Consider the following 13,138-nt stretch of genomic DNA (forward strand, 5'->3'; position numbering starts at 1 on the left):
AAGCGTCCCCGAGACCACCGCCAAGCACTCCAGATCACCCCCGTCCGTCGCATGACTCGTGCAACCCCAACCGTCAACGAAAGGCACTCGATTTGAAGCCCCAGACCAGCAGCCCGACCTCGAACGTAACGCCCATCAAACGGAATTCCCCGGGGGTAAGTACGCACTGGACCGTGGAGCACGCCTGCTCCCACCGGGTAGATCACGACCTGTCCAACCGCCCCGCCGACAAGCGGGCCGGCTTCGCCCGTTGGCTCGTGTCGAAGGACTGCACCGACTGCTGGAAGGCGGCGCGCGACGCCGACTCCGCGTCCAAGGAGAAGTGGCTCGCGGAGAAGCGCGCCGAGGAGCAGGAGGCAGCCGCCACCTGGGCCAAGCAGTTCGACATGCCGCAGCTGGAGGGCCCGGCCAAGGCCCTGGACTGGGGTGAGCGCTCCCGCCATCAGCTGATGATGGCCGCGCACACCGCCCTGGTCGTCGAGGGCAGTTGGGACGAGGCGGACTGGGCGGAGCTGGAGGAGAAGGCCCGCTCCATAACCCGTGCCGGTTGGTGGATCGACCAGCGTGACGCCGAAGGCACTGACCTGCTCGAACTCCTCGACGCAGCCACCGAGGCGGACCGCGGGACGGAGAATCCGTTCCGCTGACGGCGGGACGGAGAATCCGTTCCGCTGACGGCGGGGCAACATAGCCGGGAAACGCCGGTTAGCCAAACCGGCGTTCCTCCGGACTATTGATGCTCCCACCCCGCCAGCCATCGCGTGGAAGGAACCGCGTGCTCCCTCCGTCCTGGGACCATCAGCCCACCCCCGTCACCGCCCGCACCCCCGACCCGCTCACTCCCACCCGAGATATCACTCACGCCCACTTTCAGGCCGGGGACACCGTCGTCGTCCTCAAGGGGGTGGCCGGCGGAGAACTGTGGGGAGACTCCATGCGCATCGTCGCCCCCTCCTGGCACACCCCCACCGACGAGGACGGATGGCGACTGCGTGACCCCACCGGGGGTGCCCAGTCCTACGTCACCGCTCACCCCCGCTACCTCGTGCACCTCTCGCGCCGCTGCCCGGACTGCCTGATCTACCTGCGGGCCATGGAAGACGCCCTCCTTACGCGGTTCGCCGGCCGCGACGAGCTGATCGACTGCTGCTGGTACACCACCACCGCCCTGGGCCAGCTCGTGCACACCGCAGACACCAGGGGCGGCCGGTGACTCCCCCCACGAACCGCCCGGACCGTGCCGCTGCGCTCCACAAGGCCAGGGCCCGAGCCACCGCAACTGCGGACGATCCGTCCTGGCCGCTGCACCTGGCCGAAGACCTCCACGGCATCCGGGCCGACTGGAAAACCTCAGCCGAGGTGTGCGCGGACGCCGCCTGGGCGGCACGGTCAGCCGGTCGCAGCGTCCTGGGCCTGCTGTCCCCGGAGGATGTCCTCGCAACGAACCGCGATCCGATCACCACCCGCACCTTGGCGCATCTGTACCTGAGCGCCCTGCGGTTCGACTTCCGCCGCCCCACCCTCCAGCGCCTCGTCGAACAGCTCGCGCAGACCGCGTGTCAGCCGCTGGACTGCTACACCCGCGCCCTGTACGCCTTCGCGCTGCTTGGCCAGTCCCGCCCCGAGGGCCTGATGGTCATGGACGAAGTCCTCGCCATGGCCGAGGAGCACCCCAAGACCCTGCACGTCCTGCTGCACGGACTGTGGCTCGGCCAGGACCTGGACGAGGGTGCGGAGCGTCTCCTGGCCCTCAGCTTGCGGCCCGCCCTCGCCACCGGCACCGACCCGATCGTCCTCTTCCGCACGGCGGGTGCCCTGCGCCGGCTGGGCCGGTACGACGAGGGGCTGAGCGCCATCGACAGGGCGATCGACTGTCTTCCGCCAGGAGACATCTCGGTCCACGCCGACCTGGTGCGCGAGCGCTCGCTGCTCTGTGCAGCCCGCGACCTTCATCAGCACCGGTCACCCACCCGCGCGTCGAGTGGGGTGCCGTCGTGATCCCCCGCCTGCATGCAAGGGCCCACTCGCCGCGCGAGCCGCTGGCCGAGGCGCTCGGGCGGCCCCTTTCCCCGAACGAGGGCCTGACGGAGTACACCGTGGTCGCCCACTGGCCGGGCCTGGACTACTACACCCCGGACGACGAGCAGAGGACCTGGACGTCCGTTGAGTGGGCCGAGCACCTCGAAGATCCGTACCTGGAGCATCCGTTCGCTGCCAGCCCGGACGACGACCGGCACGCGATCCTCCATCTCGACGTCCGGCTCCATCCGGACGACCGGGAGCTGACAGGTCCCGAGTGGTCCGAAACCGCCCACCGGTTCGCGCGGGCCGCTGGTATCGAGGTACCTGGCGCCGCAGAGCACGGCTGGCGGTGGATCGCTGTCCAGGGCCAGCCCGGACGTCTGGATCTGATCGCCAACCTGATCCACCTCGACGGCACCTGGCGCACCCCTCCCGCCGACATCCTGCGACGGCTTGCGGACGAAGCGCGCCGCATCGAGCAGGACCTGCACCTGATCCCCGTCCGCACCGGCACCACGCAGTGGTCCGCTGCCCGTACGGTCCCGACCGCATCGGCGCAGCTCGCTGGCGTCCTCACGCAGCTCGCCGACGAACAGGCCGGCCCGCTGGCCACGGTCCGCGGACTGGTCGAGCACACCGCTTACCGGATCGCCCGCCAACCGGGGGCTGCCGGCACGGACACGGCGCACCGTCTGGAGCTGATCGCCCGCCGCCTCCACGCGATTCAGCAGGACCTGGACGCCACTGCGGCCCATCTAGCCCAGCCCCGGACCGCCGCCGCACCGGCCGCGGCCCGGCGCACCACCCACCGATCTCCGTAGGAGAAACGTCTCTTTGCCCCGCACCACCGGCCGCTTCCTGAACATCCGCCGTGACCCGCACTCCGGCGAACTCCTCGCCCGCGGGGGCGACGCTGAGGCGCACAGCCTTCTCCAGCGCGCGGGATTCGTCGCGGTCGTCCGCCTCCACGAGAGCTACCACCGCGCCCCCGTCGGCCTGACTGAGGACGAGGAGTCCCGTCTCGCCATCGATGCCGTAGGGCGCCTGCGGGCCGTCGGGTACCACGTCGACTGCGACGAGCCCTTCGACACCGAAGCCCGCCCCGCGGCCTATCCCACGCTCGGCGCCTCGGTCTCCCACCTCGCAGAACGCCTCCGCGAGGCCACCGACACCGCCGAGGCAGCCGACATCCTCACCGAACTCACCGCGCCCCACGACGGCATCCTCGCCGGGTTCGAGGAAACCCTCGGCGCCCTGGCGGAGTTCTTCGATGGGCTCGGCGACGCGAGCGATCCGTACACCGCCGGGCGCCTGCGCTACCTCGCCGACGCATACGTCCGCGTCATCCGCTCCGACCTCGCGCACACCCGCGAACGGCTGGCCGACCGGCACGCCCCTCACCCCGGACGCCGCGCCTGCACAGAGCAGGTTCCCGACCATGAGCCCGAACGCTCCGCGGTGTGCGCCTGCCCGCCCCCGCCGCGTGCCCTGCCGGCCCCGGCACCGCCACCCGTCGGTGCCACCCGCCTGCGCCGCTGAGCCCCTTCAACTGCCCAAGGACACCATGCACGACCACGACATATCCGAGCGCCTTGCCTCTTACGCCGACGTCCTCGCCGGCGAACTCCCCGACACCTGGACCAGCACCCACCTGACGGGCGACGCCAAGGACGACCTCGCCGAACTCACCGACCGCATCTGGGACCTGGACCTGGTCGCCGCCTCCCTGGCCGAACACCCCCTGCAGCAGGCAGCCGTCCTCAGCCGCCCCGACGGCGCCCAGCTCGTCCTGATCGACCGGCACGACGAACGCGACGGCTTCCTCCTCGCCGCCGTCGCCCCGCACGCCCTGCCGGACGAGGCGTACCGCGGCGTCCCCGAGCCCAACGGCATCGCCCTGACCGACGACCCGTTCCTCGGCGCCGAGCAGGTCGCCGGCGATCTCCTCGTCCGCTACGACCGTGCGCTCGCCCAGGTGAGGCACAACGCCCTGGACGGCATCCAGCCCTCCCAGCCGGACCGGGTCGTCCTGACCTGGCAGCCGGACGGCAGCGTCGCCACCGCCCCCGCCGACGACCGGGCCAGCACCATCCTCGCCGCCCACGGCTTCATCCAGGACCCGCACAGCGGCATCTACCGCCTGAGTGGCGACGACACCCAGGCCCAGGCCCGCGCGCTGCGCGAGATCGGCCCGCAGCTCGACGCGCTCGGCATCGGCACCGCCCTCCAGCACCCCGCCGGACGCCACGCGCCCACCTCCGCCCCGGCCTCCATGCCGCCGGCCCCCGCCGGCACCCGCACACCCACCGCCAGGACGCGATGAACCAGACGGAGCCCGACTTCTGGGTCCTGGAGTACGTCACCATCACCAAGGACCCCCGCACCGGTCTGGTCGTGGCCATCGGCGGCACCGAGCAAGCAGCAGACATCCTCCAGCGGACCGGCGGCTTCCTCACCTCTCCCGGACCCCGCGGGGACTACCACCGTCTTCCGCACGGCCTGCCCATCGAGCAGCAGCGCCTGAAGGCGACCACCGCCTCGCACGCCCTGCTCGCCGCCGGCCACAGCGTCCACCTCGACCCCGCCCTGAACATGCTGGCCGCCCCCGACGGCGACCTTGACGCAGCCCTGCGCTACCTCACCCAACTCGCCGAGCGGGCCTCGGCCGCCGAGACCAGCAGCGAGGTGGCCGAAGTCCTGACCGAGGTCGCGGCCCCCGTGCACGGGCTGCTGCCCCTGACCAGAGAAGTGATCGTCCGCGCCTGGATCGCCGCCAGTGATCTCCACGGCGCCGCGCCCGGCGAGGAACCCGAGCCCATCGCACGGCTCGGCAGCACCGCCAACTCCCTGAGCGAAGCCGCCCGCGTCATCCTGCACGCCCGCAACCACGCCGCCCGCCCGGCGCAGCCGCCAGCGACCGCACCGGCCCCGACATCGGCAGCGGGCCGTGCACCGTCCCCGGTTTCCCGCCGCCGCTGACCCCGGAGAAGAAACGTATGGCCAATCTGGCCGACGAGTACGGCACAGACGTCGAGATCTACATCAAGGCCCTGACGACCACCATCCACGCCGACACCCCCACCGGCGCCCCCGCCGGCCTCCACGACCTGCTGGAACAGCTCGGCCTCGAACGCCACGAATACCCCACAGGCGAGCCGCTCTACGTCTGGCACACCGTGCCCGATCACCTCGGTGCCGAGGAGCAGAAACACCTGGCGAACCGTGCCATCCCCGCCCTGCTCATGGCCGGATACACGGTCAACTGCGACCCCGAAGTCTTCGACGAGGCCCTCTACCAGCAGGCCGTGCACCGCCTCCAGGCGCGCGCGGCCCGACCCGCCCCGCAGCAACCGGCGCCCGCCAGTCCCCCCTCGCACTCCGCACCGGTCCGCCGCACCCCGTAAGCCCGGGCGGCCCCGGCACCACGCCGGGGCCGCCCCCCCCCGCCCGATTCCACGGAGAATCCCGTAGCAGAACGCACACCCGCACCGATCAGCCATCGGCTCAAACCCCGGCTCGCAACCGCCCTGTTCCGCCGCTATCTACGCGCCTGCATCACGGCCGGCCCCGACCGCGCCTCCCCACTAGCCGGCGCCCGCCCGGAAGCCGTCCCCAACGAGGCGCAACGCGTCGGGCAGCGCCACCACCACTGACCGTCCACACACCCGGAGGAGCATGTCCCACCCCGCCCCCTACCCGGTGGCACTGGCCGACGAGATCACCCGCCAGCTCGGCCAGCTCTCCGACCACCTCTCTCAGCTCCCCCCGCCCCAGGCAGCGCAGGTCATCGCCCGCGTCCTCGACCCCGACAACGGAGTCCTCGGCGGCGTCACTCACCTCGTCATCACCGGCAGCCACTTCGCCAAGAGCGAGGCAGAACGAGGCGCCCTGCCAGCGGAGGTATGGCTCGCCCTGGGCCGTGCCGCCAACGAACTGCACGACATCAGCCTGGACCTGGACGAGCACCAGGACCTCCTCCAGCACCTCGGCACCCGACCGGCCACCAGCGCGGCGAAGCCTCCGGCTCCTGCCCCGCTCGTCGTACGGCGGCGCCGGTGAAGAAGAAGCAGTGGCAGGGCTGGGGGCCGGGCGAGCAGGCCGAGCAGCACTACCTCGTCCAGCCCCGTGCCCTGGCCGGCGGCGGTGACGTCCGGCACGTCTCGGAGTTCCTGCGCGCCTCGGGCTGGCGGGAGAAGTCCAAGAAGGGCGGCCCGCTGCTCATGGAGAGCCCGGACCGCACCGTCCGCGTCGCCTACGACCCCTACATCCTGCCGGGCGGATGGACCATCCACGGCCGGGCAGGCGGCGCGACCGGTGAATGGTCTGCGCACCTGGGCCGGCAGACTCCGGTGGAGATCGTCGCCGGTCTTACCGACGCCCTCACCCGCCCCCGCTCCGCACACGCCCCTAACGTCTGGGCACCTCTGCAGGAGCAGAACTGGCACACGCGGTTCGAGGGCCAAGACTATTCGGCGAGCAGCCCCGACGGCACCGCGTGGATGCAGTACCGCCAGGGCGTCGATGGCTCGGCGATGTGGTGGACCGGAGCGCAGGACAAGCAGGGCAACGGCTGGACTGCCCACTTCACGCCGAACACGCCGATGCACCTGGTCCAAGCCTTCTCCACCGAACTTGCCGGCCCGGACCCGGTGATGCGCCCACGCGGACGTGTCCCGCACAGCGCCCAGATCCGGACCTGGTCGGTCTCCGTCAAGCCCTCCCAGCTCAGCGCCTGGCAGCAGGCCCGGATTACAGCTGCCCGCGCCGCCACCTGGGCCCGCAACAGCGCCCGAAGCGCCCGGCCCCGCACCACCGCCCGTCCCTACGCCCCGGCCGGCGGTGCCCGGACCCGCCGCTGATCTCCATCCCCATCTGAAGGAGCCCGATGCCTGCCCCCACCCCGGAAACCCTGCGCGCCCTGACTGAAACGCTGTCGGACGTCACCGAGTACCTGCGCGAGAATCCCGACCCCGATGAAGCCCTCGCCCTCGTCGAGCCGCTCCTCGACGAGTACACGGGCCTGCCCGTCCAGCTCGCCGACACGCTGCGTGCCCTCGCCCGCACCATCCAGGAACACCAGGCCATCCCACGTACCGCGCACGTCAACGTCCTGATCGCCGAGCTGCGTTCAGCCGCCTGGGAACAGACCGACCAGCACACCCTCCACTACGTCCTGGACGAGCTGCGTGCGCTGCACGACGACGCCGAGAGCGAGCAGGGGTGCAGCTGGTGCCGTTGAGCGAGCGCCAGCTCGACGCCTTCGCCGACAAGCACGCCGGGCAGATCCCCTTCGACACCAGCCCCCGCCACCTCGCCGGCCCGGGCGACGCCCGTCACGTCACCCACGGCCTGGCCGCGGCCGGATGGGCCACGGTCTCCGACCCGCTCAGCGCCGAGATCGTGATGGCCAGCCCCGATCACCGCTACCGCCTGCAGTTCGACCCGCAGTCCGCCACCTCCGCCTGGTGGCGGCTGCGGGCCGCCCCCGGCGACAACGACCATGGCTGGTACGCCGAGTTCGGTGAACTCGTGCCGGCCGAGGTCCTCGCCGGCCTCACCGACGCCCTCATCACACCGCCCTCATCGCAACCGGACCCCTGGCAGCCCGTGACCAGCGCAGGCTGGCAGTACGAGGATGCAGGGAGAGCGTTCTCTCTGGACTCGCTGTGCCGGATCGAGCACCGCCCCATGAGTGAGTTCCATGAACGGCCGTCCTGGCACATCGAGGTCAGGACAAGCAGCGACGAATCATTCCCGGGCCCGCGGATCTGGCATGCCTTCCTCGACGAGCACGTTCCCGATCGCCTCGTAGGTGCCTTCCTGGGCGCGCTGGCCGACCAGAGCCCGCTGCAGCGCGGCATGTTCGACCGCACCGCCCACTACAGCGCCGTCAAAGAGCCGAGCCCGCTGCGCCCGCAGCAGGTAGTGGACGCGCACACCGCCCGGGTGAAGACGCTCCGCGCACAGGCCCGCGCCGTGCGCCGTCAGCAGACTGCCAACGCGACACCCCCGGCGCCCACGACCGCCGTCCAGTCGGCCGCCCGCCGCTGACCTCAAAGGATGCTCTCATCTCCCGCACCACGAACCACGGCCGCCGCACCTCGCTGCGGCGCCTCAATCGCTATCTGCGCCACAGTGAACGGATCCTGGCGTCCTGGGACGCTTTCACCGCGTTCAACACGGACTTGGACGGTTGGCCCTTCGACGAGGACGCCTACGGCCGCCGGGCCGCCGTCCGTGACGCGGACACCGCCGCAGTGTTCGACGGCATCCGTCCTGGCGCTCGCCAATTGCTGGCCACCGCCCGGCTCCAGCTCCAGCACCTGCCCGCACACCTCACGCGGGACAGCTGGCCCGGGCAGCTGACCATCCTGGAGGAGGCACTGAGCCATCTCGACGCCTTGGACGCGCAGTGGCGCCAGACCCGGGCCCAGCTCCCCGAGGGCGCCGGTCCGGGCGGCGACGCGTACGTCGACGCGCTGGACGAGCACCACGCAGAGTGCTGGAGCTATCTGGGCGACTGGGCCTGCCACGGCCGCGTCATCCTCGACATCCAGGCCGCCGCACGCCGCGCACCGTCCCGGCCGAAGCGCTCGCAGCTCCCCGCCCTGACGTCCCGGCGCAGCGGACACGGCGCGAGGGGGCGGTGACCATGCCCGAGGTCGCCGTCAACGTTGACATCGACTACGTCGCCCCGCGCCACCTGGCTGGCGGCGGCGATCCAGCCTGGATCACCGTCCCCCTCCACCGAGCCTGCGGCTGGAGCTACGGTCACGACCCCCTGATGCCTCGCGTTCTGCTTTCCAGCCCCGACCAGAAGGCCCTCCTGCGGCTGGAGCCTGACCCCGACGGACGGTGGTGGACTCTGCAGCACGCCCCCGCGCCGGACCGGCCCGCCTGGTTCGCCAGCTTCGATGCCCGCACCCCCGTCGAGATGATCGCTGCGTTCACCGACGTGCTGACCGATCCCACTGCCGATCAAGGAGACAACTGGGATCCGCAGGAGCCGCTTCTGACAGCGGGCTGGTCTCCGGCCTACAGCCACCACCGGCTGGCCTCACCCGACGGCACCGTCCGCGTCGAGGCCGACGAGGCAACCGGGGCCTGGTGGGTCGACACCGCCCTCCGCGACTTCCGGACTCTGCTGTGGCAAGCCCACTTCAGCGAGCACACCCCACCGCACCTGATCACCGCGTTCACCGCCGCGCTCACCGACCCCCGACCGGTGCCGCGCACCGCAGGCCCCTCCAGCCTCCCGACTCGCAACCCGGACCTCATCACCCTCTCGCACCGGGAAGTACCCGCCCAGCAGGTCGCCGGCGCCCTGGAAGAACGCGTCCGCTCCCTCGCCGCACGCCGATCCGGCCCGCCGGCGACGAGCACGCATCCTCCGCAACGGCCGCAGACCGAGCGCCACCGCCTGCGCTGATCCCTCCGTCCCCGCCTGGAAGCACCTAGCCCTTGCCCCCCTCCTCCTCCAGCAGCAACACCGACGGATACGACCTCGTCCTGCGCCTCCTGCTCGGCGTGCTCGCCGTCGTTGTCCCCCTGTCCCACCTGGCCTGGCTGTGCGGCAACCTCACCGCCTCCCTCGCCGGAGGCAGCTGGGCCCCCTACCAGCCGACCAACGCCTTGCTCCACCCCGAGCAGGTCTGGCCCGAGGCCGGGGAGAACGCCCTGCTCATCGGGGCACGCATCGTTCCCGTTCTGCTCCTCCTGGCTCTGGCGGTGACGGCGGTCGCCCTGTGGCTCCGGCACAAGAACCACGGCGGCGGCCGGAAGAAGATCACCGGCATGGCCAAGGCCAGGGACATCGAGCCCTTGATGGCCAAGGCGATCACCGACAAGGCCCGCTCGCTGCGCCCGAGTTTGAAGGACGCCAAGCACATCGAAGCCCGCGACACCGGCATCCTCCTGGGCAATCTGCAGAACACCCGGCACGAGGTGCGCATGGGCTACGAGGATGTGGCCGTCGCCATCATGGCGCCCCGCTCGGGCAAGACCACCTCGCTCGCCATCCCCTCCATGCTCGCCGCGCCCGGCCCCGTCCTGCTGACCTCGAACAAGGCCGCAGGCGACGCATTCACCGCCACATACGAGGCCCGCTCCCGCGTCGGGCAGGTGTGGACCATGGACCCCCAGCAGATCGCGCACGCCGCACGCGAGATGTGGTGGAACCCCCTCGCCAGCGCGAAAACCCTGGACGGGGCGAACCGGCTCGCCGGCCACTTCCTCGCCGCCTCGGTGGACGCCTCCCAGCAGGGCGACTTCTGGTCCAAGGCCGGCAGCAACATCCTGTCCCAACTGCTGCTGGCCGCAGCGCTCGACGAGCGGCCCATCACCGACATCATGCAGTGGCTCGCCTTCCCCGCCGACCGCACCCCGCTCGACATCCTCCGCGACCACGACTTCGCCGCCGTCGCAGCACAGCTCAAGGGCACCGTCGAGGGACCCCCGGAGACGCGCGACGGCATCTACGAGACTGCCCGGCAGTACGCCACCGCACTGCTGAACAACGAGATCGCCGCCTGGGTCACCCCGCAGAAGGACGTTCCCGAGTTCCGCCCGTCGGAGTTCGTCACCTCCACCGACACGCTGTTCCTGCTGAGCAAGGACGGGGGAGGCGGGGCCTCGGCACTGATCGCCGCGTGCGCGGACTCCGTCATGCGCGCGGCCACCGCCCAGGCCGAACGGGCCGGCGGACGCCTGGACCCGCCCATGCTGGCGATCCTCGACGAGGCCGCCAACGTGTGCAAGATCAGCGACCTGCCGGACCTGTACTCCCACCTCGGCTCCCGCGGAATCATCCCGATCACCATCCTCCAGTCCTACCGCCAGGGCCAGAAGGTCTGGGGAGACGCGGGCATGGACGCCATGTGGTCCGCCTCGACCGTCAAGGTCATCGGCTCCGGCATCGACGACCCCGACTTCGCGGACAAGCTCAGCCGCTTGATCGGCGACCACGACGTCGAGACCACATCGACGTCGCACTCGGAGTCCGGCAAGAGCACGTCGGTGTCGATGCGGCAGGAACGGATCCTGCCCGCCGACGCGATCCGAGCCCTGCCCAAGGGCACCGCCCTGTGCTTCGCCACCGGCATGCGCGCCGCCATGCTCGACCTGCGGCCCTGGTACCGAGAGCCAGGAGCCGGGGAACTGTCCGCGGCGTCCGCCCGCGCGTCGAAGGCGATCACGGCTCGCGCCGTCGCGAAGCACGCGCCGACACAGTCCGACTTCGGGACGGCCGCGTGAGCGACGCCCCGCTGCACCTGGTGCCGGTCCGCTCCCGTGAGGCGAAGGACTTCGTGCGCACCTGGCACCGTCACCACCCGCCGCCCGCAGGACAGATCTTCGCGGTCGGCGCCGCCGACGAGAGGGGCACGCTGCGCGCCGTGGCCATCGTCGGCAGGCCGGTGGCCCGTCACCTGGACGACGGCGCCACCCTCGAAGTCACCCGGACCGCCAGCGACGGCGCCCGCAACGCCAACTCACTGCTCTACGGGGCCGCGTGGCGGGCGGCGAAAGCCCTCGGCTACCGACGGCTGATCACCTACACGCAGGACGGCGAGAGCGGCGCATCCCTGCGCGGCGCCGGGTGGCGCGTGATCGCCAGCCGGCCGCCCCGCGCCGGATGGCACACCCCGGCCCGCCCACGAGCCGGCCACGGCAACGACCACGTCACCCGCCTGCTGTGGGAAGCCCTGTGACCGAGCCCGTTCCTGCACAGCAACGGACTGACCATCTCACCTTGCCCCGTACCGCCCCGCGTCCTCCCGGAGTTGTCCTGCACACCGTCGACCTGACCGAACACACCCGCCTTCTCGGCGAGGTGGCCCCCGTCCTGAAGGAGCTGTCCGTGGAGGCGGCACGCATCCGGGAGGGCGAGATCGCCAAGCCCGTCCGAGAGATCGCACCCCTGAGCCTGCGGGTGCACGAGCTGGCGATGAAGTGCACGCGGCAGGTGCACGACCTGTCGGTCAGCCAGTACCCCGCAATGAAGGACGGGGCCGACAACCTGGCGCTCCTCGCCGGCGCCTGCTCCCAGATCTCACTGGCCGCCACCCTGTGCAACCTCGCCATCCATCACCGCACCGAGATCCTGCTGTACGAGGACGCCGATCCCACCCCGGCGACCAGCCGTGATCAGCTTCGCCGTGCCGGTGTCGAGATGCAGCAAGCGGCCACCACTTATCGCGCCGTAGCGCGACGGCTCTCCCGACGCCTCGCCTCATTCTCGGCGCGCGCTGAAGACCGGCAACTCATCGCCGAGGCCCAAAGGCCCAGCCCGCAGAAGGCGCCCTCCACACCGCCCGTGCTCGCTGCCCGGCGCCGCGGATGACGACGCCGCCCGAGGGCTTCCTGTTCGACGTGGCCGCCCCGCCGACGCCGGTTGAGCGCCTGTTGCTGCTCTCAGACCAGTACGTGCAGCACAACGACATGCTCGACCGTCTCCTGCGGGCCCATCCGCCATCCGAGCCCAACGCCCACGCCGCCTCCGCCCAGCGACTCGCTTCTGCGACCCGCACCGCCCTCAAAGCGGTCACCGACGGACGCCTCTTCCGCAGTCTCGACCTGTCGGACGCAGTGGTCCGCCTTGAGCAGCTCGCCTTCCTGAGCAGTGCCTCCGCGGACCAGCAGCTCCCGATGGCACGCACTCTGACCGCCTTGGCACCCGAAGCCGCGATGGGCTGCGCCAACACCCTCGCCTACGAAATCCGACGCCGCGGGGGGACGGCAGCAGGCGACGGTCCGGAGCACACCCTGACCGCCGCTCACCACACCGCCCTGTGGGAGATCGCCTGCGGGAACGTGGTGGTCACCAGCTCCCTGGGACGGCAAACCGTCCACTACCGCGACGAGCGCGTGCTCCTGGGCACACTGCGGGCGTTGGAGACAAAGGGGCTCGCGGAGCGCGTTCCGGAGTCCGCGCCTGCCGCCTATGTGGGCGGCCCGCTCCAGGACCGAGTCCGCCTCACTCCCGCCGGCACCACCGCGCTGGCCACGGCCATCAGCAGCCCGCCCACTCGCAGGGTGCCGGGCACGACGCCCGCGCCCGCACCCACCGCTGCGAAGACGGCCGCCCGCAGCCGTTAACTGACCCATCGGAGCCCACAGC

18 protein-coding genes are annotated in these 13,138 nt (G+C 71.4%); all 18 read left to right on the top strand.

Annotated features, from left to right (window positions below; genetic code table 11):
• Positions 1-173 precede the first annotated feature (173 nt).
• Positions 174-647 carry a hypothetical protein gene (locus ACZ434_RS09745; protein WP_439454012.1) on the top strand — a complete coding sequence of 158 codons (474 nt, stop codon included), beginning with the start codon at positions 174-176 and terminating at the stop codon, positions 645-647.
• 128 nt (positions 648-775) lie between these two features.
• Positions 776-1,213: a hypothetical protein gene (locus ACZ434_RS09750; protein ID WP_193458587.1), complete on the top strand. Its 438-nt coding sequence runs from the start codon at positions 776-778 to the stop codon at positions 1,211-1,213.
• Complete coding sequence (locus ACZ434_RS09755) at positions 1,210-1,998, top strand: hypothetical protein (protein WP_468453596.1); 789 nt, start codon at positions 1,210-1,212, stop codon at positions 1,996-1,998. The genes ACZ434_RS09750 and ACZ434_RS09755 overlap by 4 nt, the downstream gene beginning before the upstream one ends.
• Positions 1,995-2,843 carry a relaxase/mobilization nuclease gene (locus tag ACZ434_RS09760; RefSeq protein WP_266073719.1) on the top strand — a complete coding sequence of 283 codons (849 nt, stop codon included), beginning with the start codon at positions 1,995-1,997 and terminating at the stop codon, positions 2,841-2,843. The genes ACZ434_RS09755 and ACZ434_RS09760 overlap by 4 nt, the downstream gene beginning before the upstream one ends.
• A gap of 13 nt (positions 2,844-2,856) precedes the next feature.
• Complete coding sequence (locus tag ACZ434_RS09765; protein WP_468453599.1) at positions 2,857-3,561, top strand: hypothetical protein; 705 nt, start codon at positions 2,857-2,859, stop codon at positions 3,559-3,561.
• A 25-nt stretch (positions 3,562-3,586) separates the two neighbouring features.
• Positions 3,587-4,345 carry a hypothetical protein gene (locus ACZ434_RS09770; protein ID WP_332056862.1) on the top strand — a complete coding sequence of 253 codons (759 nt, stop codon included), beginning with the start codon at positions 3,587-3,589 and terminating at the stop codon, positions 4,343-4,345.
• The gene (locus ACZ434_RS09775; RefSeq protein ID WP_468453601.1) at positions 4,342-5,001 is read left to right on the top strand and encodes a hypothetical protein; all 660 of its coding nucleotides are present in this window, start codon (positions 4,342-4,344) and stop codon (positions 4,999-5,001) included. The genes ACZ434_RS09770 and ACZ434_RS09775 overlap by 4 nt, the downstream gene beginning before the upstream one ends.
• 17 nt (positions 5,002-5,018) lie before the next feature.
• Positions 5,019-5,426, top strand: a complete 408-nt coding sequence (locus tag ACZ434_RS09780) for a hypothetical protein (RefSeq protein WP_193458592.1) — start codon at positions 5,019-5,021, stop codon at positions 5,424-5,426.
• Between the two features lie 271 nt (positions 5,427-5,697).
• Entirely contained in the window at positions 5,698-6,081 is a 384-nt protein-coding gene (locus ACZ434_RS09785) for a hypothetical protein (protein WP_127433504.1), read from the top strand.
• Positions 6,078-6,881, top strand: coding sequence for an SPDY domain-containing protein (locus ACZ434_RS09790; RefSeq protein ID WP_332056860.1), 804 nt, complete (start codon positions 6,078-6,080; stop codon positions 6,879-6,881). The genes ACZ434_RS09785 and ACZ434_RS09790 overlap by 4 nt, the downstream gene beginning before the upstream one ends.
• 26 nt (positions 6,882-6,907) lie before the next feature.
• Positions 6,908-7,261: a hypothetical protein gene (locus tag ACZ434_RS09795; protein ID WP_468453604.1), complete on the top strand. Its 354-nt coding sequence runs from the start codon at positions 6,908-6,910 to the stop codon at positions 7,259-7,261.
• On the top strand, positions 7,252-8,073 hold the full coding sequence (locus ACZ434_RS09800; protein WP_468453606.1) for an SPDY domain-containing protein: 822 nt from the start codon (positions 7,252-7,254) through the stop codon (positions 8,071-8,073). Before ACZ434_RS09795 ends, ACZ434_RS09800 begins: the two co-directional genes overlap by 10 nt.
• Positions 8,074-8,207: 134 nt before the next feature.
• On the top strand, positions 8,208-8,672 hold the full coding sequence (locus ACZ434_RS09805) for a hypothetical protein (protein ID WP_468453608.1): 465 nt from the start codon (positions 8,208-8,210) through the stop codon (positions 8,670-8,672).
• Between the two features lie 2 nt (positions 8,673-8,674).
• On the top strand, positions 8,675-9,451 hold the full coding sequence (locus ACZ434_RS09810; protein ID WP_332056857.1) for an SPDY domain-containing protein: 777 nt from the start codon (positions 8,675-8,677) through the stop codon (positions 9,449-9,451).
• A 32-nt stretch (positions 9,452-9,483) separates the two neighbouring features.
• The gene (locus ACZ434_RS09815; RefSeq protein WP_468453610.1) at positions 9,484-11,274 is read left to right on the top strand and encodes a type IV secretory system conjugative DNA transfer family protein; all 1,791 of its coding nucleotides are present in this window, start codon (positions 9,484-9,486) and stop codon (positions 11,272-11,274) included.
• Complete coding sequence (locus tag ACZ434_RS09820; RefSeq protein WP_439454007.1) at positions 11,271-11,729, top strand: XF1762 family protein; 459 nt, start codon at positions 11,271-11,273, stop codon at positions 11,727-11,729. Before ACZ434_RS09815 ends, ACZ434_RS09820 begins: the two co-directional genes overlap by 4 nt.
• A 41-nt stretch (positions 11,730-11,770) precedes the next feature.
• Positions 11,771-12,361, top strand: a complete 591-nt coding sequence (locus ACZ434_RS09825) for a hypothetical protein (RefSeq protein ID WP_468453613.1) — start codon at positions 11,771-11,773, stop codon at positions 12,359-12,361.
• The gene (locus ACZ434_RS09830) at positions 12,358-13,116 is read left to right on the top strand and encodes a hypothetical protein (protein WP_468453614.1); all 759 of its coding nucleotides are present in this window, start codon (positions 12,358-12,360) and stop codon (positions 13,114-13,116) included. The genes ACZ434_RS09825 and ACZ434_RS09830 overlap by 4 nt, the downstream gene beginning before the upstream one ends.
• The last annotated feature ends 22 nt before the right edge of the window (positions 13,117-13,138 follow it).

This window comes from Streptomyces sp. NPDC030893, from assembly GCF_055571535.1.